Annotated in this window: 21 protein-coding genes; 13 read left to right on the plus strand and 8 right to left on the minus strand. The window is 69.3% G+C overall.

The window, feature by feature from the left end:
- Positions 1-167: 167 nt before the first annotated feature.
- Complete coding sequence (gene ramB / locus ACRWNM_RS28885; protein WP_431971264.1) at positions 168-1,574, minus strand: acetate metabolism transcriptional regulator RamB; 1,407 nt, start codon at positions 1,572-1,574, stop codon at positions 168-170.
- Positions 1,575-1,666: 92 nt separating this feature from the next.
- On the opposite strand from ramB, the gene ACRWNM_RS28890 reads away from it, so the two are divergent.
- From ACRWNM_RS28890 to ACRWNM_RS28910, 5 genes are all read left to right on the plus strand, one after another.
- On the plus strand, positions 1,667-3,241 hold the full coding sequence (locus tag ACRWNM_RS28890) for an ATP-dependent DNA ligase (RefSeq protein WP_431971265.1): 1,575 nt from the start codon (positions 1,667-1,669) through the stop codon (positions 3,239-3,241).
- A 260-nt stretch (positions 3,242-3,501) separates the two neighbouring features.
- Entirely contained in the window at positions 3,502-4,737 is a 1,236-nt protein-coding gene (locus ACRWNM_RS28895) for a lipase family protein (protein ID WP_431971266.1), read from the plus strand.
- 106 nt (positions 4,738-4,843) lie between these two features.
- Positions 4,844-6,193, plus strand: a complete 1,350-nt coding sequence (locus ACRWNM_RS28900) for an inorganic phosphate transporter (RefSeq protein ID WP_431971267.1) — start codon at positions 4,844-4,846, stop codon at positions 6,191-6,193.
- A 10-nt stretch (positions 6,194-6,203) separates the two neighbouring features.
- Entirely contained in the window at positions 6,204-6,488 is a 285-nt protein-coding gene (locus tag ACRWNM_RS28905) for a hypothetical protein (protein ID WP_431971268.1), read from the plus strand.
- An 11-nt stretch (positions 6,489-6,499) separates the two neighbouring features.
- On the plus strand, positions 6,500-6,829 hold the full coding sequence (locus tag ACRWNM_RS28910) for a DUF3349 domain-containing protein (RefSeq protein WP_431971269.1): 330 nt from the start codon (positions 6,500-6,502) through the stop codon (positions 6,827-6,829).
- Between the two features lie 241 nt (positions 6,830-7,070).
- Here the strand turns inward: ACRWNM_RS28910 and ACRWNM_RS28915 are convergent, their stop codons facing one another.
- On the minus strand, positions 7,071-7,295 hold the full coding sequence (locus tag ACRWNM_RS28915; RefSeq protein WP_431971270.1) for a DUF397 domain-containing protein: 225 nt from the start codon (positions 7,293-7,295) through the stop codon (positions 7,071-7,073).
- 163 nt (positions 7,296-7,458) lie between these two features.
- The gene (locus ACRWNM_RS28920) at positions 7,459-8,319 is read right to left on the minus strand and encodes a helix-turn-helix domain-containing protein (RefSeq protein ID WP_431971271.1); all 861 of its coding nucleotides are present in this window, start codon (positions 8,317-8,319) and stop codon (positions 7,459-7,461) included.
- Between the two features lie 190 nt (positions 8,320-8,509).
- On the opposite strand from ACRWNM_RS28920, the gene ACRWNM_RS28925 reads away from it, so the two are divergent.
- Positions 8,510-8,800: a hypothetical protein gene (locus ACRWNM_RS28925; RefSeq protein WP_431971272.1), complete on the plus strand. Its 291-nt coding sequence runs from the start codon at positions 8,510-8,512 to the stop codon at positions 8,798-8,800.
- Between the two features lie 166 nt (positions 8,801-8,966).
- Positions 8,967-9,374 (plus strand): DUF4254 domain-containing protein, encoded by a 408-nt coding sequence (locus ACRWNM_RS28930; protein ID WP_431971273.1) that lies wholly within the window; start codon positions 8,967-8,969, stop codon positions 9,372-9,374.
- A gap of 14 nt (positions 9,375-9,388) precedes the next feature.
- Here the strand turns inward: ACRWNM_RS28930 and ACRWNM_RS28935 are convergent, their stop codons facing one another.
- The 5 genes from ACRWNM_RS28935 to ACRWNM_RS28955 all read right to left on the minus strand — a co-directional run bounded on the left by ACRWNM_RS28935 (position 9,389) and on the right by ACRWNM_RS28955 (position 14,424).
- Positions 9,389-10,213, minus strand: coding sequence for a class II fructose-bisphosphate aldolase (locus tag ACRWNM_RS28935; protein ID WP_431971274.1), 825 nt, complete (start codon positions 10,211-10,213; stop codon positions 9,389-9,391).
- A 16-nt stretch (positions 10,214-10,229) separates the two neighbouring features.
- On the minus strand, positions 10,230-11,183 hold the full coding sequence (locus ACRWNM_RS28940) for a 1-phosphofructokinase (protein WP_431971275.1): 954 nt from the start codon (positions 11,181-11,183) through the stop codon (positions 10,230-10,232).
- Positions 11,180-12,343 carry an N-acetylglucosamine-6-phosphate deacetylase gene (locus ACRWNM_RS28945; RefSeq protein ID WP_431971276.1) on the minus strand — a complete coding sequence of 388 codons (1,164 nt, stop codon included), beginning with the start codon at positions 12,341-12,343 and terminating at the stop codon, positions 11,180-11,182. Before ACRWNM_RS28945 ends, ACRWNM_RS28940 begins: the two co-directional genes overlap by 4 nt.
- Before the next feature lie 73 nt (positions 12,344-12,416).
- Positions 12,417-13,394 (minus strand): ROK family protein, encoded by a 978-nt coding sequence (locus tag ACRWNM_RS28950; protein WP_431971277.1) that lies wholly within the window; start codon positions 13,392-13,394, stop codon positions 12,417-12,419.
- An 85-nt stretch (positions 13,395-13,479) separates the two neighbouring features.
- Positions 13,480-14,424 carry an SIS domain-containing protein gene (locus ACRWNM_RS28955; protein WP_431971278.1) on the minus strand — a complete coding sequence of 315 codons (945 nt, stop codon included), beginning with the start codon at positions 14,422-14,424 and terminating at the stop codon, positions 13,480-13,482.
- A gap of 126 nt (positions 14,425-14,550) precedes the next feature.
- Here ACRWNM_RS28955 and ACRWNM_RS28960 point away from each other — a divergent pair, with 126 nt between their 5' ends.
- The 6 genes from ACRWNM_RS28960 to ACRWNM_RS28985 all read left to right on the plus strand — a co-directional run bounded on the left by ACRWNM_RS28960 (position 14,551) and on the right by ACRWNM_RS28985 (position 20,523).
- Complete coding sequence (locus ACRWNM_RS28960) at positions 14,551-15,795, plus strand: extracellular solute-binding protein (RefSeq protein ID WP_431971279.1); 1,245 nt, start codon at positions 14,551-14,553, stop codon at positions 15,793-15,795.
- Positions 15,796-15,811: 16 nt separating this feature from the next.
- Positions 15,812-16,678 carry a carbohydrate ABC transporter permease gene (locus ACRWNM_RS28965; protein ID WP_431971280.1) on the plus strand — a complete coding sequence of 289 codons (867 nt, stop codon included), beginning with the start codon at positions 15,812-15,814 and terminating at the stop codon, positions 16,676-16,678.
- Positions 16,675-17,574: a carbohydrate ABC transporter permease gene (locus ACRWNM_RS28970; protein ID WP_431971281.1), complete on the plus strand. Its 900-nt coding sequence runs from the start codon at positions 16,675-16,677 to the stop codon at positions 17,572-17,574. The genes ACRWNM_RS28965 and ACRWNM_RS28970 overlap by 4 nt, the downstream gene beginning before the upstream one ends.
- A 35-nt stretch (positions 17,575-17,609) precedes the next feature.
- A complete protein-coding gene (locus tag ACRWNM_RS28975; RefSeq protein ID WP_431971282.1) occupies positions 17,610-18,548 on the plus strand; it encodes an extracellular catalytic domain type 1 short-chain-length polyhydroxyalkanoate depolymerase in 939 nt (312 codons plus the stop codon).
- Positions 18,549-18,793: 245 nt separating this feature from the next.
- Entirely contained in the window at positions 18,794-19,447 is a 654-nt protein-coding gene (locus tag ACRWNM_RS28980; RefSeq protein ID WP_431971283.1) for a TetR/AcrR family transcriptional regulator, read from the plus strand.
- A gap of 284 nt (positions 19,448-19,731) precedes the next feature.
- Positions 19,732-20,523: a DeoR/GlpR family DNA-binding transcription regulator gene (locus ACRWNM_RS28985; protein ID WP_431971284.1), complete on the plus strand. Its 792-nt coding sequence runs from the start codon at positions 19,732-19,734 to the stop codon at positions 20,521-20,523.
- Positions 20,524-20,544 lie beyond the last annotated feature (21 nt).

Genomic DNA, 20,544 nt, shown 5'->3' on the forward strand with positions numbered 1-20,544 from the left:
GTGTACGGAACGCATCATCGCATTCTCGGCGGCGACACTAACACCGGCCGCCGACAGAAACGCAATTTCTTTGGCGCACCAGGGATTTGTAAGGCGTACAGCGCAAACATGCAGTAATCGACGCACATCGCTTCGAAATGAAAGCTTTCAGATCAAAGCGGCGGAATTCATTTCAGCACGTAAGGCGACACCGAACTGCGGTGCTCGCTGATGTCGAGCACCTTGCCGAGCGGGGGGAAGGCGCGCTGCGGGCAGTTGGCGCGCTCGCAGACGCGGCAGCCCGCGCCGATCGGGGTCGCCTGTACCTCGTCGAGGTCGATGCCGTCTGCGTAGACGACCCGGCCCGCATGGCGCAGTTCGCAGCCGAGGCCGATCGCGAAGGTCTTGCTCGGCTGGCCGTAGCGGGTCGCGCGCCGCTCGACGGTGCGGGCGATCCAGAGGTACTTGCGCCCGTCGGGCATCTGCGCGATCTGGGTCATGATCTTGCCGGGGTAGGCGAAGGTCTCGTAGACGTTCCACAGCGGACAGGTGCCGCCGCTGGAGGAGAAGTGGAAACCGGTGGCGGACTGGCGCTTCGACATGTTGCCCGCCCGATCGACACGGACGAACGAGAACGGAACGCCGCGCAGCCTGGGCCGTTGCAGGGTGGACAGCCGGTGGCAGATGGTCTCGTAGCTCTGGGTGAAGTACGCCGAGAGCCGCTCGATGTCGTAGCGGAAGTCCTCGGCCACCTCGTGAAAGTGCGTGTAGGGCAGGACGGTCGCCGCGGCGAAGTAATTCGCCAAGCCGAGCATCGCCAGCTTGCGGGTGTCCTCGGACGCGAAATTGCCCTCTTCCACCAGCTTTTCGAGCAGATCGCCGCATTCGAAGTAGGCGAGTTCGGCGGCGAGCTTGAAGGTGCGCTGCCCGCCGGACAGATGTGGAGCGATCTCCAGCACCCTGGACTCGGTGTCGTAGCGGTGCAGCACGCCCTCGCCGAGATCGATGCGCTCGGTGATCTTCACGTCGTGCGAGCGCAGCCTGCGCGCGATCTCGCTCGGCACGTCGCCGCCGTGGAAGCGGATGCGGGCGGTGAGTTCCTCTGCGGCGGTGTCCAATTCGTGGATGTAGTTCTGCCGCTGGTAGAAGTAGTCGCGCACTTCCTCGTGCGGCTTGCTGATGGTGGCGCTGCCCGCGCCGTCGGCGAAGCGGTCCTCGGTGGCGGCCGCGAGCTGGGCGCTGGTGTTGCGGTAGCGGTTGTGCATGGCGACCATCGCGCGGGCGAGGCTCGGGTGCGCCGAGACCATGTCGGCGATCTCCTGCGTGTCGGCCTCGATGCCGAGCTCCTGATCCATGACGACCTCTTGCAGCTCCGCGATGAGCCGGGTGTCGTCGGCGGAGGAGAAGAAGGTCGCGTCCACGCCGAAGACTTCGCTGATCTTCAGCAGCACGGGCACGGTGAGCGGGCGCACATCGTGTTCGATCTGGTTCAGGTAGCTGCCCGAGATCTCCAGCTTCTGGGCCAGCGAGACCTGGCTCAACCCCCGCTCGGTGCGCAGCTGGCGGAGCCGTGCGCCGACGTACGTTTTGGCCATATGTCCAGTTTATGGGGTGTTTCGCAGCCTTGCCAATGGAAATTAACAGCGGAGCTGAGCTATATGTCACAGCCTCGGGTTACCGTCGTTGGGTGCTGTTCTCGGAAGTCGTGCAGACGTCGGAGACCGTTCGTGCGACCCGGTCCCGGAAAACGAAAATCGCCGCGCTGGCCGAGCTGCTCGGCGCCGCGGCGCCGGACGAGCTCGCCCCCGTGGTGGCGTGGGTCTCCGGCGAGTTGCGCCAGGGCCGCATCGGCACCGGTTGGCGCACCCTCACGGGGCTGGGCGGCTCGCCGTCCTCGGTTGCGACACTGTCGGTTTCGGCGGTCGACAAGGTGTTCGTCGAACTGGCGACGGTCGCGGGAAAGGGCTCGGCGAACCGGCGCAAGGAGCTGCTGACCATGCTGTGGGCCGCGGCCACCGCGGCCGAGCAGACGTTCCTGTTGCGCTTGCTCACCGGGGAGATCCGGCAGGGCGCGCTGACCGCGCTCGTCGCCGAGGCGGTCGCGGTGGCCGCCGCGGTGCCGGTCGATCAGGTCCGGCGCGCGTACATGCTCTCCGGGCAGCTGCCGGTCACCGCCGCCGCGGCGCTCACCGGCGGGTCGGAGGCGCTCGCCGCGTTCCGGCTCGAGGTGGGCAGGCCGATCCAGCCGATGCTCGCTTCGCCGGGCGCGGCGCTCGACGAGGCGATGGCCGAGTTCGAGGGCGAGGTCAGTGTCGAGCACAAGCTCGACGGCGCGCGAATCCAAGTGCACCGCGACGGCGACGAGGTGCGCGTCTTCACCAGGACCCTGCGCGACATCACCGCGGGCGTGCCCGAATTGGTGCGGCTCGTCTCGGGGCTGGCGTGCACCAGCGTCGTGCTGGACGGGGAGACATTGGCGCTCACCGATTCCGGGCGGCCACGGCCGTTCCAGGAGACCATGAGCCGCTTCGCCACCGCCGATCCGAGCGGGGAGGCGAAGCTGCCGCCCGGCGCCGCCGCCGGACCGCTGGTTCCCGCGGTGAGCTCGACCAGGGAGCTGTTGCTGCACCCGTACTTCTTCGACTGCCTGCACCTGGACGGGCAGGACCTGCTCGACGCCCCGCTCTCGGAACGGCGCGCCGCGCTGCTGCGCGTGGCGCGCGAGCACACCATCCCCGCGCTGATCCGCCCCGACGCGGAGTCCGCCGCCGAATACTTCGACGGCGCGCTGGCCGCCGGGCACGAGGGCGTGATGGTCAAATCGCTGGCCGCGCCGTACGCCGCGGGTCGCCGTGGCCGCGCCTGGCTGAAGATCAAGCCGACGCACACCATGGACCTGATCGTGCTCGGCGCGGAGTGGGGATACGGCCGCCGGACCGGTTATCTGTCGAATCTGCACCTCGGTGCACGCGATCCGATGACCGGCGAGCCCGTCATGGTCGGCAAGACCTTCAAGGGCCTCACCGACGCGCTGTTGCAGTGGCAGACCGCCGAATTCCCGCGCCACGAACGCTCCCGCGACGAGCACACCGTCTACCTCTGGCCGGAGCTCGTGGTGGAGATCGCCCTCGACGGCGTCCAGGTGAGTCCACGCTATCCCGGCGGTGTCGCACTGCGCTTCGCCCGCGTCGTCCGGTATCGCCCGGACAAGGAGCCCATCGACGCCGACACCATCGACGCCGTCCGCGCGCTGCTGCCCTGAGCGTGCGCGGGATGGCTGAGCCCGCCGCGCCCGCGCCGATTCGACCTGCCCACCGGCGGGCACTGAGCATCTGAACGGGTCCGACGCGCGTATCGAGGTTCCCGTGCGGCGCCGCGCCGGTGGGCCAGACTTGGTGTCCGAATGGTCCGGTACAGCCTCGGATGGGAGCCACGTCGATGCGCGGTTCGAATTCGAAACGGAAACGGTGGACGCGGTCGGCCTCGAACGGCGCTCGCTCGGCACTGCGGGCCACGTTGCTCATGATCGTCGTGTGCCTCTGCGGCGCGCTGAACGCCGGTGCACTGCCCGGCGCGGGTTCGGCGCGCGCCGACGTGCTCGCCGACCTGCTGCGCCCCTCGCGCGATCCGGCGACGGTGCTGCCGACCTCCATCGACGATCCGTTCTATCTGCCCCCGCCCGGATACGAGCGCACCGAGCCAGGCACCGTGCTCGCCAGCCGGCGCGGCGGCACCGGACCGGCCCTCAGGCCCGTGATCTCCACCGAGATGCTGATCCGGTCCACCGACGCGAAAGGCAGGCCGGCGGCGGTGATCGCCACTCTGCTCGTGCCCTCCGCGATCTGGACGGGGCCCGGCCCGCGGCCGCTGATCTCCTACAACATGGCCATCGACTCGCTCGGCCACAGCTGCGCGCCGTCGCACATGTTGCGGAACGGCCATGTCGTAGACCTGCTCGCCGCGCAGATCCCCCTCGCGAAGAACTACGCCGTGCTGATACCCGACCACCAGGGCCCGCGGCAGGCCTACGCGGCGGGCCGGATGGCCGGACACGCGGTGCTCGATGCGGTGCGCGCGGCGGTCGGCACGCCGCAGCTCGGCCTCGCCCCCGCGGCGCCGACCATCGTGACCGGGTACTCCGGCGGCGCGATCGCCTCGGGCTGGGCCGCCGAACTGGCGCCCGAGTACGCGCCGGAGTTGAATCTGGCCGGGGCCGTGTTCGGCGGCGTCCCCGCCGACTTCGAGATGCTGCTGGAGACGATGAACGGACGCAACGCCGCGGGCGGTGTGTTCCTCGCCGCGGCGCTGGGCGTGGCCCGCGAATACCCGGAGATGATGTGGCTGTTCAACGACAACGGCTGGCGGCTGGCCAAGCTCGCTCGGGATCTGTGCTATCCCGCCGAGGCGCTGCTCGGCGCGGTCGCGCCGATGCCCGTCGAGATGCTCGCCAAGGTCCCCGATCCGATCGGGACGCCGATGATCCAGCACATCCTCACCGAGAATCGGCTCGGCTCGGCAGCGCCGCGCATTCCGGTGTTCATGTATCACGGTGCGCACGAGGTGTGGGTGCCGCTGGAGGGTGCACAGAATCTCTACGACGACTGGTGCGCGCGGGGGGCGTCGGTGCGATTCGAGGTCTATCTCGGCGAGCACGTGATCGTCGGAAGCAGCGGCATTCCGGGCGCCAACGACTGGATCGACGATCGCCTCGCGGGCAGGCCCGCGCCGAGCGGCTGCTCCAGATTCGGGGGTCCGTGACCGCGCCGGGCGCCACCTCGGGCGTCCACGCTAGCGCATCCGGACGGCTGTCCGGCAGGCGGTTACCGCATGGCAATCGTGACCGGCGGTGCCTCACACTGGAGTCGTGACCGTCGAACTACTGGTTCTGCTGATCGTGATCGTCACGGCGCTCGCTTTCGATTTCACCAACGGCTTCCACGACACCGCCAATGCCATGGCGACATCCATCGCGACCGGTGCGCTGCGACCCCGGGTCGCCGTCGCGGTATCGGCGGTGTTGAACCTGATCGGCGCGTTCCTCTCGGTCGAGGTGGCGGCCACGGTGGCCAAGGGCATCGTGCAGTTGGGCGCGGTGAGCGGACACGATCTGCTGATCATCGTCCTGGCCGGTTTGGTCGGCGGCATTCTCTGGAATCTGCTGACCTGGCTGTTCGGCCTGCCGTCGAGTTCCTCGCACGCGCTGTTCGGCGGCCTCATCGGTGCCACCATCGCCGCGCTCGGCTGGGGCGGGGTGATCTGGGCGTCCGGCTCCGACGGCGTGCTCACCAAGATCGTGCTGCCCGCCGTGCTCGCCCCGGTGGTGGCCGCCCTGGTGTCGGCTGTCGGCACCCGAGCGGTCTACCGGATCACCGCCCGGTCCGACGAGGAGAAGGTCGAGGCGGGCTTCCGCTGGGGACAGATCGGTTCGGCCTCACTGGTCTCCCTCGCGCACGGCACCAACGACGCGCAGAAGACGATGGGCGTCATCTTCCTGGCGTTGGTCGCGCACGGGACGCTCACCAAGAACGACGAGATGCCGCTGTGGGTGATGGCGGCGTGCGCCGTGGCCATCGCCGCGGGCACCTATCTCGGCGGCTGGCGGATCATCCGCACCCTCGGCAAGGGGCTGGTGGAGATCGATTCGCCGCAGGGCCTGGCCGCCGAGTCCTCCTCCGCCGCGATCATCCTCACCTCCGCCCACTTCGGGCTCCCGCTCTCGACCACCCAGACGGCCACCGGTTCCATCCTGGGCAGCGGGCTCGGCAAGGGCGCCGAGGTGCGCTGGTCGGTGATGGGACGGATGGTCGTCGCGTGGCTGCTCACGCTGCCGCTGGCCGGTCTGGCGGGCGCGATCTGCTGGGCCGTCGCGCATTTCATCGGCGGCCTGCCCGGCGTGCTGGTGGTGTTCGGGATTCTCGTCGTGCTCGCCACGGCGATGTGGCTGCGGTCTCGTCGCAACCCGGTCGACACCACCAATGTCAACGAGTGGCCGGGCGGCGACGCGGCAGGGCCGTCCGACATGCCGGTGGCCGCTTCCGGCGTCGCGAAGCCCGTCGACGAACCGCGCGGAGACGATCAACCGCGCGACGACCACCCACGCGACGGCCAACCGCGCGACGGCCATCAGAGGAGCGACCACCCGCACGAAGTCCAACCACGCAACGGCGGCCCCGCCGCGCCCGCGCATCCGCCCACCCGATCCGCCCAGCTCTAGAGGAGCAGCAGTGCACACGCTCGTCACGAACCTGAACTCGCTGTGGAAGGTCGTCGCGGTGTCCCTGGTGCTCGGGGCCGGGCTGCCGATCGTGTTCGCGGTCGGGGTGCGGCTGTGGTCCTCGGCCGATACCGTTGGCCGGGACGGCAGCGTCGCCCGCCGGAACTATCCGGCGCTGGCCGGCGCCTACTCCTGTTTCGCGCTGATCGTCGTCGCGATCGTCACCGGGATCCTCTACACCGCGAAGGCGTTCCTCGCCGCCAAGTTCGGCATTCACCTGTTCGGACAGTCCTGAAGGGCGCTGCATTGACCGATCACACGCAAACCTCCCGGCCCAAGGTGTTGGGCCGCGTCATCGGCTGGCTGCGCGCCGGATACCCGCAGGGCATCCCGCAGTCGGATTACGTCGCGCTGTTCGCCGTGCTGCACCGCCACCTCACCGACTACGAGGTGGCCGCCATCGCCGAGGAGCTGGCGAGCAGCAATCCCGACTCCGAGATCGGCCGCGACGACATCGTGGCCGCGATCGCCAGGATCGCCAAGGAGCAGCCGGATCAGCTCGACGTGGACCGGGTCGCCACGCATCTCGCGGCGGGCGGTTGGCCGCTGTCCGAACCGCTGCCCGACAGCGACTGAGCCAACGCCTGGATCGCTCCCGAACGCTGACTCGCGGGGTGCGGTCCGGCGGCGCCTGCGAGGGAGTGACGCCGCCGGTCCGGCGGTGTGGTGCTCAGGGCAGTGAGCCACCATGTCGCGAAGGGAAGCGGAGCCCCCGCGTGGAGTGCCGCGAGGCCTTCCGTTCGTCGACGGTGTCGATCCTCGGCCACTTCCCTCGAGCGCGGCGGTGGGGAGGCTGGGAGTCGGCTGTGAACCGGGCTCAGCAGCGGTCGAATTCGCCCGCGCGAATGCCCGCGGTGAGCGCCGCCCAGTCCGCGGGCGAGCACGCGAGCATCGGCCGCTCGTCCGGCGCGCCCCGGTACTTGGTGTCCCGGATCAGCACCCGGCCCGGCTCGAACTTGACCTGCACGCAGGCCACGGAATCGCTGGAATACGACGACTTGAACCAGCCCGTCTCGGCTGACGACATGATTCGCTCGCTCATGCCTTCGCCTCGCTGGCGCTCGGCTTCGACATGCGCGATGCGCGCTGGCACAAGATTCGCTCGCTACGCTCGCTCATGCCTTCGCCTCGCTGGCGCTCGGCTTCGACATGCGCGATGCGCGCTGGCACAAGATTCGCTCGCTACGCTCGCTCATAACGCGATGCTACGTGCCGGAAATCTTGCGTTCCAGCGTCGACAGCGACTCTTCGCGCGAAAGTGCTTGTTCCGCCAGAGCGTTCGCGAACAACGTGTCGAGGTGCCGCACCGGCTCGGTCTCCTCGATGACGGCGTGATGGACCAGCGTCTCGGTCCACGCGACATCGGGGATCACCGACTTGTCGAAGCCGAGCAGGTGGAACGTTGCGCCGCCGAGCAATCCGCCGCCGGTCGCCTCGAACGGGATGACGCGCAGGTCGAGAGTCTCGACGTGCTCCTCGATCAGCGCGGCGAGGTGGCGCACCTGGTCCGACATGACCTCGGGGCCGCCGATCTGCTGAGTGAGGGCCGCCTCGTTGACGATCGCGGTGAGCCGCAACGGTTCCGCGCCCTTCAGCCGTTGCTGGCGGCGCAGCCGGATCTCCACCAGCCGGTCGACCTCGACCTGGCGGATCCGCGCGCGATCGTTCGCGATGAGCGCGCGTGCGTAGCCTGCGGTCTGCAAAAGCCCTGGAATCAGGATGCTTTCGTAGGTGCGCACGCTGTCCGCGCCGTGTTCGAGGCCGTACAACCTGCTGATCTCGTCGGACAGCAGTCCGGAGTAGTTCGTCCACCACCCGCGCTGCCTGGCGACGTCGCGAAGCTCGTGCAGCTCTTCGCGTTCCGCCTCGTCGAAATCGAGAAGCTTCATCAGCTCGTCGAGTTTCGATTCGGCGAGGACGCGCTCTTTCTCCACCTTCGACCAGTAGGAGATCGAGAAGCCTAGTTCCTTGGCGATCGCGGACACGCTGACATCGTTCTGCTTTCGCCTCCGCCCGATGCGGAGCATCAGTTCCCGACGCGCGACTGTCGGCGAGAGTGGTGCCATCGTTGGATGGTGTCCTTCCAGCTCTAGCGATGCGTGCAGAGAACCGTACTCCCCGCGCTGACCGGCCCGCACAACGCCGGTCCTTTGGTCAACTTGACTCGCAACGCGATGCTCACCTAGCCTCAGTATGTCTCATGTCACATCGCGGGTGTTCTCCGGCCGGTCCCGCCCGGCGGGATCGAGGGGTCGGATGTCTGTGCATGTTGTGGGTAATTTCTGGATGGTCGGCGATCGGACGCCGCACCAGGCGCGGCGGGTCAGCGACGACGCCTGGGTGGTGTCCTACCTGCGCGGCCGGATGCTGACCACCGAGCAGGCGGCCGCCGCGATGCAGGCGGCCGACACCGTCGCGCTGATGGACGATCTGGCCGCGCACGTGGGACTCACCGCGCTGGAGGCCATCGGCCTCGCGGTCAACGAAAGGCCTTGGGAGAAGGCGCTACCGCGCCGCTTCTTCGGCGATCGCGGCGCTCGCCGCTGACTTCCGGCCGGTCAGCGCGGCTCGCTGCCGCGCGCTCCGGTCCGTGCATGTTTTCCGGCCGCCCTGTCGGCCGGTTCGGGCGTCTCGCCCCTCGTAAGAGCATTGTCCTGCACCATGATCCGAACAAGGGGGATGCGCGGTGGAACCACTGCCATCGAAAAAGCAAGTGCTCAGGGCCTTTCGCGCCGAACCGAGCGACGAACACCCGGTACTGCAAGCCGCCTTCACACTCGGCGGACTGCACGTGCGGCGGCTGAACGCCGAATCCGACTCGACCGGCGACATCGATCAGGACCGGGTGCGCCTGGTGCTCGGCATCGACCGCTGGGTCGCCACCGAGCTGCCGCCCGCGCACGGCGGCGCGCACATGCACACCGAATCCGTCGGGATGGTGATCGATCGTCTCGCCCAGTTCTCCGCCCGCGCCTTCGCCTCCCTGGCGTCGGAACCGGATTGGGTGGTGCACGACGACTGGGAGCGTCTGGCCGAATTGGCGCTCGGCTACCAGGATCTGGCCCTGGAGGTCTCGGCGGGCATCCGCAGGCTGCCCTACCTCGGCGGTCCGTGCCGATGAGCGCCGTGCGGCTTTCAGGCGAGCAGGTGCAGGAAACGCTCGACCTCCGCGCCTATCGCGGCGCGGCCGGGAGCGAGGTATTTGCGCGGATCGGAGAGGTCACCGTCGCCGTCCAGGACGGCGCGGACCGCTTCGGACAGCAGGACATTGAGCCGCGTCGCGATGTTGACCTTGGTCATGCCGTGCTCGACGGCGGCGCGCAGACCCGCGTCGGGCACGCCGGAGGAACCGTGCAGTACCAGGGGCACAGGGACTTTCGCGGAAAGCCTCGCGATGAGTTCGACATCGAGCTCGGCGACGCGGGCGTGCATGGCGTGTGCGGAACCGACCGCGACCGCCAGCGCGTCCACGCCGGTGGCGGTGACGAACTCGACCGCCTCGTCCGGATCGGTGCGGACGCCGGGCGCGTGCGCGCCGTCCTTGCCGCCCACCTCGCCGAGTTCGGCCTCGACGAACACCCCGCGGTCGCGGCACCATTGTGCGACTTCGGCGGTGGCGGCGACATTGCCCGCGTAGTCGAGGGTCGACGCGTCGAACATGATCGACCGGATGCCGAGCTCGACCGCGGCGGCCAACAGGTCGAAGGAGGTGGCGTGGTCGAGGTGCACCGCGACCGGGGCGGAGCTGTCCGCGGCGATCCGCAGGCAGGCCAGCGCCAGCGGGGCGAGAGCTCCGTGATAGCGGACGGTGTTCTCGGAAAGTTGAAGGACCACGGGGCGTTTCGCGGCCTCGGCGGCGCCCGCGATGGCCTCGGCGTGTTCGAGGGTGATGACGTTGAAGGCGCCGAGTCCGCCCGGTCTCGCGGCCGCGATGAGATCGGGTACGGGAGTCAGGGGCATCGGCGGGCCTCCGCGATCATGGCGTGGTCTCTTCGGACTCCGGGGCGGCGAGCTTGTCGACCCGGACGGTCGGTGCGAGACGGGTGCGCAGACAGCGGTCGATCTCCCCGGCCACCGGGATGACCACGGCCGCCGCCGCGGTGGCCACGGCATCGGTGAGGATGGCGGACCAGTCGGGCTCGGTGCGGGCCGACAGCGCCGCGATCACCGCCGCTGCGGCGGAATCGCCCGCACCGGTGGGGTTTCCGGCCAGCGGCTCGGGCAGCGTGGCGAACCAGGCGCCCTCCTCGGTGACCGCGATCATGCCGTCCACGCCGCGGGTGGCGACGACGGCTCGCACGCCGCGATCGATCAGCGGGCGGGCGGCCGCAACCACCTCCTCCGGCGTGCTCGGCGAGCGGCCGGAAATGCGTTCCAGCTCTTCGGTATTCGGCATCAGTACCACGCCGGGGACCGCGCAGGCCAGGCGAAGCGCCTCGCCGTCCACGTCGCAGATGGTCGGCACGCCCGCGGCGACCGCGGAGCGGGCGAGTTCGGCGGGTAGGCCGGGATCTATCCCGCCCGGCAGCGATCCAGAGATCACGAGGCCGTTGATATCGGGAAGCAGACCCGAGACCCGGATGGCGAGTTGCTCGGCGGCGTGCGGGTTGGAGACGCGGGCGCCGGGCTCCCACAGCGCCGTCGCGGTGCCGTCGCGGGATTCGCTGATCACCACTGTCCGCCGGACCCACGGCAGCGCGTGCACGAAATCGACCGGCATCTCCAGTTCGGCGGCGGCGGCGAAGGCGTGGTCGGAGAACCCGGTCGCCCGCGCGTACTTGCCGAGCTGGTTCAGCACCCGCGTCACGTTGATGCCCTTGCCGCCGATCCGCTGCTCGACGGAGCGCACGCGATGCGCCTGCCCGCGTTCGAAGCGCTCCACGCGATAGGTCATGTCGTAGGCGGGATTCATTGTCACAGTGAGGATCACGTCAACCACTGTCCATGTCTGAGCACCCGGCGCAACTGCAGGTCGTCCTCGACAACCAGCAGGTCGGCGTACTGGTCGGTCCGGAGGTCGCCCACGCCGGTGAGGCCGGCGGCGGCGGCTGGCACGGCGGTCGCGGCGCGCACCGCGTCGGGCAGCGGCACGCCGCAGTCCCGGACCGCCCACGAAAGGCATTGCGCCAGAGTCGCCGTGCCGCCGGCGATCGACCCGTTGGCCACCCTGGCCACGCCGTCGACCACCCGGACGGCCTGCGGTCCCAGCCGATATTCGCCGTCCGGCATGCCGGCGGCCTGCATCGCGTCGGTGATCAGCGCGACCTGGCGCGGCGCTGTCGCGAAAACCAGTGCGCCGAAACCGGCGTCGACGTGCACACCGTCGCCGATCAGCTCGACCACCGCGTGGCCCGATGCGGCGGCGATGAGCGCGGCCGCGACCGGACCCGGTTCGCGATGGTGCAGCGGCGGCATGCCGTTGGCGAGGTGGGTCACCAGACGGGCGGAGCCGCTGGGCGCGAGCGCCTGACGGAAGCGGGCGAAATCGGTGTCGCTGTGGCCGAGCGAGATCGCCACGTCGTTGTCGGTGAGCCGTCGGGCGACCGCGTCGTACCCGGGCAGCTCCGGCGCGATGGTGCACACCCGCAGGTGGCCGTCCGCGGCGGCCAGCAGTCGATCGATCAGGGCCGGGTCGGGATCGCGCAGGTAGCGGGCATCCTGGGCGCCGCAGCGGGCCGCCGCGAGGAACGGGCCCTCCGCGTGGATGCCGCCGAGAGTGCCGTCGGCGGCGAGCCCGCGCAGCGTCGCGATCTGCGCGACCATGTCGTCCGCCGGTCCGGTGACCACGCTGGCGAGCACCGTCGTCGAACCGTGCGCGTGGTGGAACTGGGCGGCCGACCGCGCCTCCTCCGCGTCGACGGTGTCGAATCGGTGGCCCGAGCCGCCGTGGTTGTGGATGTCCACGAGGCCGGGCAGGATCAGGCCGGAGAACTTGGGCGGGGCCGAATCCGGGTGGAACGCAAGCCATTCGGTCATCGGGCGGACCGCGACGATCCGGTCGCCGTGCACCGTGACCACGCCGTCGGTCAGGTCGAACGACGCGGAGACGATCCGGCCGCGGATTTCCAGCTCGGTCGAGGTACCCGTCATCGCGCCCCCTTTCGCCGTGCGCCGGCACCGGGGAATCGAGTCTCCGTCGAGCGCTGTGGATCCCGCCGCACGCTCATCGGAGGGCTCCGTGCCTGGCAAAGAGTGTCGCGCCCGCGAGTCCGGCGCGCGCGCCGAATTCGCCGAGCACGACCTTCGGCGCCGGGACCACGCGCAGGCGCTGCGCCAACGCCGCCTGCAAGGGCTCGCTGAGCGCGGCGCCCGCACCGGCCAGGCCGCCGCCGAGCACGACGAGCTCGGGGCAGGCCGCGTGGATGACGCCGAGCAGTCCGTCCGCGAGCGCGTCGACAGCGTCGTCCACCGCGCGCACCGCGTCCGGGTCGTCCGGTATGCGCGCGAAAACCCGCGCCGCGCTGTTCACTCGGCGTCCGGACAACCGGGTGTAGTTGCGTGCGATGGCCGCTCCGGAGGCGAGCGTCTCCACACAGCCGACATTCCCACAGGGGCAGGTCAACCCGTCGATGCGGCGGACCGGGATGTGTCCGTATTCGCCCGCTTGGCCGAACCCGCTGCGCACCAAGCGCCCGCCGACGGCGAGCGTGCCGCTGACGCCGGTGCCGAGGATGATCACCAGCACGTCGTCGTGATCGCGGCCCGCGCCGAAACGCCATTCGGCCCAGCCCGCCACGGCCACATCGTGTTCGATCAGCACCGGGACGCCCCAGCGCCGGGTGAACCGATCGCCGACGTGCACATCGCGCCAGCCGACGTTCCCGCTGAAGACGGCGATCGATCGCGCCGTGTCGACGATGCCGGGCAGCAGGACGGCCGCCCGGCCGAGCTTGCCGCGGCGGTTCGCGGGCACCTTGTCGAGCAGGCTGTCGCCCAGGGCCTCCATCGCCTCGAACGCCGCCGCGCCGCGCGGGGTCGGCACCGCGTCCGCCGCGAGGACCGTGCCGGAGGCGTCGGCGATCTCGCCCTTGATGGTGGTGCCGCCGACGTCCAAGCCCAGGGTGAGCGCATCCGAGGCGAGGGACGAGTCCGCGCTCGAAGCCGGCGCGAGTGCGCTGCTGCCGACGCGGTGCGTGTTCATCTTCGGGAGCGTAGTTACCGTCAGCAATCTTGTCGTCGGCGACTCCGGGAACCGGGGCGGGGGCGCGAACACGGCGGTATACCGGTCATTGGTCCAGGACGACTGACCGATTCAAGCTGCGGGGATGGTCGGGATCCAGGCCGAGGTCGGCGGCGCGGAGGACGCAGAGCCGGTGCACCCGGACCAGTTCCGCCATCGGATCGATATCGCGGTGTTCCAGATGGGCTCCGGTGGCGGCGACATCGGCGGCGAAGTCCGGGACCAGCGGGCCGAGCGCCCAGACCGCGCGGCCGGGAGCGGCGATGCTGATCGGACCGTGCCGGTACTCCGTCGCGAGGTAGGACTCGGCCCAGGACTGGCAGGACTCGCGCAGCTTGAGCCCGGCCTCCTCGGCCAGCGCGCCAGCGAATCCCATGCCGACGAAGGTGATCTGCTCGGCGGCGCGCACGGCGGCCAGCGACCGCGCGGGATCCTCGGCGAGCACGGCGCGCGCCTGCTCGACGGCCCGGCCAAGGTCCTCGCCGAGGTGCCAGCGCAGGATCGCCAGGGTGGTGGTGGCGAAGCGGGTCTGCACCACCGAGTGTTCGTCGACCTCCTCGATGAGGATCGGATCGCCCAACTCCAGCACCGGGGTGCCCGGGCTGCTGCAGATCACCGTGCGCGGGATGTGCGCCGGGATCTCGCGCATCGCCGAGATCACCTCGGTGGTGGTGCCCGAGCGGCAGATGACGAGGTAGCGGTCGTAGTCGCGGCCGCCGCGCACTTGGCTGGCAGGCCAGGCGTCGGTGAGGCCCTGGCCCGCGTCCTCGCGCAGCGCGGCGATCGCGCGCGACATGAACAGCGAAGTACCGCAGCCGATCACGGCCACCCGCTCGCCCGGTCGGGGTAGCGCGGCGCGGTGTTCGGTGGCGGTGTTCGCGGCGCGCGCCCAGTCGTCGGGCTGGGTGGCGACCTCGGTGGCCAGGTGGGTGGCGGGGTCTGAGTTCGCGGAGATCGGCACGAGAACAGCATCGGTCGGATGATCGTTCATGTCAACGTAACGTGCAAAACAGTCACATTCGATCATCAGTCACGCTAGATTCGACCAATCGACACGTTTCGCTTCATCATCGGCGGTCGGTAGGCGCCGGAGGTGCAGATTTGAAAGGTTCACTTCGTGAAACGACCACTCCGCCGCCTGCTCACGGGCGCCGCGCTGGCCGCCGCCCTCGCGGTCGCCTCGTGCGGCTTCGGCTCCGACGATTCCGCCGACTCCGACACCACGATCAACTTCCTCGCCCCGGTCTACAGCGACGGCGCCACCGGAACCAAAGCGCTGTGGGACGGGATCATCGCCGATTTCGAGCGGCAGAACCCGGGCCTGAAGGTGAATCTCCAGCTGGAGTCCTGGAACTCGATCAACGACGTGGTGCGGACCAAGCTCCAGTCGAAGTCCACCACCCCCGACGTACTGAACATCGACGCGTACGCCAGTTTCGCGGGCGACGGAATGCTCTATCCGGCAGCAGAAATCGTCTCCCCGCAGGTGCTCGCCGACATCCAGCCCGGTTTCGCGAAGAACGCCTCGCTCGACGGAACCCAGTACGCGCTGCCGCTGTTCGCCTCCACGCGCACGCTTTTCTACAACACCGAGCTGTTCGCCCGGGCCGGGGTGACCGCACCGCCCAAGACTTGGGCAGAGCTCACCGAGACCGCGGCGAAGATCCAGGCGCTCGGCGACGGCGTATCCGGCTACGGTCTGCCGCTCGGCAGCGAGGAGGCGCAGGGCGAGACCTCGATCTGGACCTTCGGCGCGGGCGGCGACTGGTCGCAGGGTGCTGAGATCACCGTCGACACCCCGGCCAACCTGGAGGGTGTGCGCGCCATGCGCTCGCTCATCGATGCCAGTGCGGCACAGCCGAATCCGGGCGCGACCGACCGGAAGGACGTGATCAACGCGTTCATCCAGGGCAAGGTCGGCATGATCGAGGGCCTGCCGCCCACCATCGGCCAGATCGCCGCCAAGAATCCTGCGCTGAAGTACGCCACCGCGTCCTCACCGACCAAGTCCGGCGAACCGGTGACCCTGGGTGTCGCCGACCATCTCATGGCTTTCGAAAAGGACGGCAGGAAGACCGAGACGATCAAGAAGTTCCTCGACCACTTCTACGCCGCGAGCGTGTACGCGAATTTCGTGAAGCACGAGGGCTTCATCCCGATCACCCAGAGCGGCGCAGCCGAACTCGCGCAGGATCCGGTCACCAAGGCCTTCGCGGCGACGCTGCCGGTGGCCAAGTTCTACCCGAGCAACAACCCGAAATGGGCGGCGGCGCAGGGCGCTATCCGGCAGCAGATGGGCACCATCGCGCAGGGCGCCGACCCGGCGCAGGTGCTCGCCCGCATTCAGGAAGCCGCGAAATAGCGTGCGGCGCAGAGCGATGCTCGCGGCGGTCCCGTGGCTCGGGCCCGCCTTGCTGCTGATCGCGGCGATCGTCGCGTTCCCCGTCGGCTACATGCTGTGGACCAGCACCAGGGACCTCAGCGCCTACGGTCAGGATCGCGGGTCCGCCGGACTGGCGAACTACCGTGCCCTGTTCGACATCGGCGAACTCGGCACGGTGATCGCGCACACCGTGGTCTGGGTGGTCGGTGTCGTGCTGATCACCCTGGTGCTCTCCGCGGCGCTGGCCCAGTTCCTGAACAAGGACTTTCCCGGCCGCACCGCCGTGCGGTTGGCGATCCTGGTGCCGTGGGCGGCCTCGGTGGTGATGACGACGACGATCTTCTACTACATGCTCGATCCCGATGTCGGCATCGCCAACCGCTTCCTCGTCGACATCGGCCTGCTCGACCGGGGTTACGGATTCACCAAGCAGCCGACGCCCGCGTTCCTGGTGGCGATCGGGGTCGCGGTGTTCGTCTCGATCCCGTTCACCACCTACACGATTCTGGCAGGGCTGCAATCGATTCCGGCCGAGATCGAGGAAGCTGGACGAGTCGACGGGGCGGGACCGTGGCAGCGGTACCGCTATCTCACGTTGCCGCAGCTGCGTCCGGCCATCGCCGTCGCCACGGTCATCAACATCATCAACGTGTTCAATTCGCTGCCGATCCTCCAGGTGATCACCGGCAGCATCGCGGGCTTCTCGGCCGACACCACGACGACGCTGACGTTCAAGCTGATCCGGCAGAACCAGCAGGTCGACACCGCCGCCGCGATGAGCGTGCTGAACTTCGCGCTGATCGTGGTGATCATCGCGATCTACGTGCGACTGGTGCGACCGACACGGCAGGTCGACGCATGACCGCCGGGATCGACATCCGGGTGGGCGCTGCCGAAAAGCCCACCGCCGCATCGAGCGACGCGCCCGCGCGAGCGAAGCGTCGTCGCTGGGACCTGACGGCGATCGGCGTCGTGATCGCGGCGATCTTCCTGACGCCGTTCGTCGTGATGGTGCTCGGCTCGTTGAAGAGCAAGGCCGAGATCCTGCGCATCCCACCGACTTACCTGCCGCAGTCCTGGCATCCGGACAACTACGCGACGATGTGGGACACCCCGGAGACACCACTGCCGTTCAACATGGTCAGCACCGTCGTCATCGCGGTCAGCGCCACGCTTCTCGTGCTGGTCGTCGCGGTGCCCGCGGCGTATCACACGGCGCGGCATCGCTTTCCGGGACGCGCCGCGTTCCTCGGCTTGGTGCTGATCACGCAGATGTTGCAGCCGACGGTGCTGGTGACCGGGCTGATCCGGCAGTTCTTCGCGCTCGGCGTCAACGACACCTGGCTGGCCATGATCCTGGTGAACGCCGCGTTCAATCTGTCCTTCGCGGTGTGGATCCTGCACAGCTTCTTCGCCGCCATCCCGGTGGAGATCGAGGAAGCGGCCCAGTTGGACGGGCTGAACCGCTGGCAGATCCTGACCAAAGTCAGTCTGCCGCTGGTATGGCCGGGCATCGTCACCGCGACCATCTTCACGATCGTCGCCTGCTGGAACGAATTCGCGGCGAGCCTGGTCGTGCTCACCACGCCGGAGAATCAGCCGCTGTCGGTGGCGTTGACCAAGTTCGTCGGCCAGTACGACACCGCGTGGCAGTACGTGTTCGCGATCTCCACAGTGGGCATCGTTCCGGTGGTCGTCCTGTTCGCCCTCATCGAGAAGCGCTTGGTCTCGGGATTGACCGCGGGCAGCGTGAAGTGAGGCGATGCGCGTGCCGGGCTCCTACCATCGACACCGTGCTGAAAACGTTGGCCTGCGCCGCCGTCTGCGCGGCCTTGGTCCTGACCGCCGCCTGTGGGCGTTCGGTCGCGAAGAGTCCCGACGATCCCTACCTCACCCTCGACCACGCGGGCGTCCAACGCCACTACCTCGTGCATCGCCCCGCGGCGCCCGCTCAGGGGCGTCCCGCGGCGGTCCTGGTCTTCCACGGCGGAGGAGGCAGCGCCGCGCAGATGGCGGAGACGAGCGGTTTCAACCGGGTGGCCGACGCCAACGGCTTCCTCGCGGTCTATCCCGATGGCGTCGACAGGTCGTGGAACGACGGCAGGGGCGCCGACACCCGGGCGGGCGCGGCCGGTGTCGATGACGTCGGCTTCGTGGCGGCGCTGATCGACCACCTGATCGCCGCCTACGACGTCGACCCGGCCCGGGTCTACGCCACCGGGATGTCCAACGGCGGCATGCTCACCCAGTATCTGGGTTGCCGCCTGAGCGCCGAGCTCGCCGCGATCGCGCCGGTGGCCGGTTCGCTCGCCGTCGCGAACGAGCCCGATTGCACCCTGGCCCAACCACTTCCGGTGCTCCAGATGCACGGGACAGCGGACGGGATCGTGCCGTACGAAGGCGGGGTCGTGCGGGTCACGTCGGGTAATCGCGGCGGCGCGGGTACCCAGCCCGTCCTCTCGGTGGCGGCCACTCAGCAGCTGTGGCGGGCGAAGAACAACTGCCCGCCGCCGGTCAGCAGCCAGCTGCCCGCGCGCACCGACGACGGCACGTCCGTCACGATCGACACGTCGCGGTGCCCGGGAAATGCCGAGGTCGTTCTCTACACGATCGTCAACGGCGGGCACACCTGGCCAGGGAGCGAGGGGCGTCTGCCCGAGGCTCTGGTCGGCCCCGTCAGCCACCAGTTCGACGCGTCGGAGACCATCTGGAAGTTCTTCGCCGCCCACTGATCGCGCTGCCTGCACAGCCCGATGCGCGGCGTTCCGACGAGCCGCCGCGCTCGACCCTGCGATCAGCGATCCCGCCCGCTCCGAACGAGCGAGAAATGTCGAAATCTGTTGCTACCCAATGCTACAAGCGTTCATCATCCGGTGGATCGCATGCGCCGAAGAGATCGTCGGATGATCTGCGCGAGCCCGTCTCCGCTGCCTCCGGCGGCCGGGATAGCGCACCGAAGACGGGTAGCATCGAGCCCGTGGCACGGCACGACGGCGGATCCACGGACGGGCGCAATTACGCGGGACTGTCCAAGGAACAGCGCGTGGCGCAGCGGCGGACCCGGCTCATCGACGCCGCACTGGAACTGTTCGGCACCCAGGGGTACGCGACCACGTCCATCGAGCGCCTGTGCACCGTCGCGAACGTCTCCACCCGTAGCTTCTACGAGGACGTGGGCAGCCGGGAGGCGTTGCTGATCGCCCTGGTGGACCGGATCACCACGCGGGCCGTGGCGCGGGCTTCGGAAATGTTGGCGCACACCGAAAACGAGCCGTTGGCGAACAGGGTGGCCGCGGGGTTCCGCGCCTACCTCGAGGTGACCTGCGCCGACCAGCGGTCCGCGCGAGTCTGCTACGTCGAGGTGGTGGGAGTCAGCCCGGCGGTCGAGGAATGGCGCAGAAAACAGCGCGGGCTGCTCTCGGCGCTGCTGATCGGCGAGGCCGAGCGCGCCGTCGAACGCGGCGAGACCAAGCCCCGCCGCTTCGATCTGTTCGCCCTCGCGGTGCTCGGTGCGGTGAACTCGTTGGCGCAGGAACTGGTGCAGAGCACCCAGCCCGACGTGCGAATCTCGCTGGACGACATCTGCGAGGAGATCGCCTACGTGGTCAATTCCGGGCTCGCCGCGGGGTAGGCCCTGCGTCGAAGTCCGATCCGGCGCCTCCGCGGCCCAGATCGCCGCCTGGCCGCGTTGTCGTCGTCACCGATACAACCCCGGTATCGGCTCCTCCTCCGCCTTGCCAGGCGACGATCTGAGCCACGGATGCATCCGGCCGGACTTCGACACAGGGCCTGGTCCGCGCGCGCCCCGCTTTGGCAACAGGCGCGGGGAATCTCTACGGTTTGGCAGCGTGGCTGTGGTCAGATTGTTTGCGTGCATGGAGAAACAGCACGTCGTCCGGGGCGGGGTGGTGTGAGATGACCGGACCGACGGATCGTCCGCAGCGGTGGAACCGACTGCTCGAGCTGCTCGCCGAATCGGGGCGGCTCTCGGTGGAGGAGGCCGCCGAGCGGCTACAGGTGTCGCCTGCGACGGTGCGCCGCGATTTCACCGCGCTCGCCGAACAGCAGCTGGCCACTCGGACGCACGGCGGGGTCGTGGCCACCACGGTCGCCTACGACCTGCCCGCCCGCTACCGGCAGACCGGCGGCGAGGCCAAACAGCGCATCGCGGAGCACGCCGCGGCGCTGGTCGACCCCGCCGCGGTGGTCGGCATGAACGGCGGCACCACCACCACCGCGGTGGCGAGGGCGCTGGCAGGCCGCACCGATCTGGCCAGTTCCGGCGACGACCAGCTGACCATCGTCACCAACGCGCTCAACATCGCGGGCGAGATGGTGCTGCGCCCGCACCTGCGCACCATCTGCCTCGGCGGCGTGGCGCGCCGGGAATCCTACGAACTGCACGGGCCGCTCGCCGAGCGCGCGCTCGCCGAATTGCGTTTGGACACCGTGATTCTGGGCGTGAACGCGATCTCCGCCGAGGGCGGAGCGCAGTGCAGGCACATCGACGAGGCCGGGGTCACCACGGAGATGGTGCGTCGCTCCGGCTACGTCATGGTGGTCGCCACGTCCGACAAACTCGAACGCTCGGCCCTGGCCCGCATCTGCGGCATCGACCAGGTGCACGTCCTCGTCACCGACACCAAGGCCGACCCCGCCGCTGTCGCGGCCATCCGCGCGGCGGGGGTCCGGGTGGATCTGGTGTAGTTCCCGCTCGGGAGCGCGGCC

Source organism: Nocardia sp. bgisy134 (assembly GCF_965341865.1).
In the GTDB taxonomy this organism is placed as follows: Bacteria; Actinomycetota; Actinomycetes; order Mycobacteriales; family Mycobacteriaceae; genus Nocardia.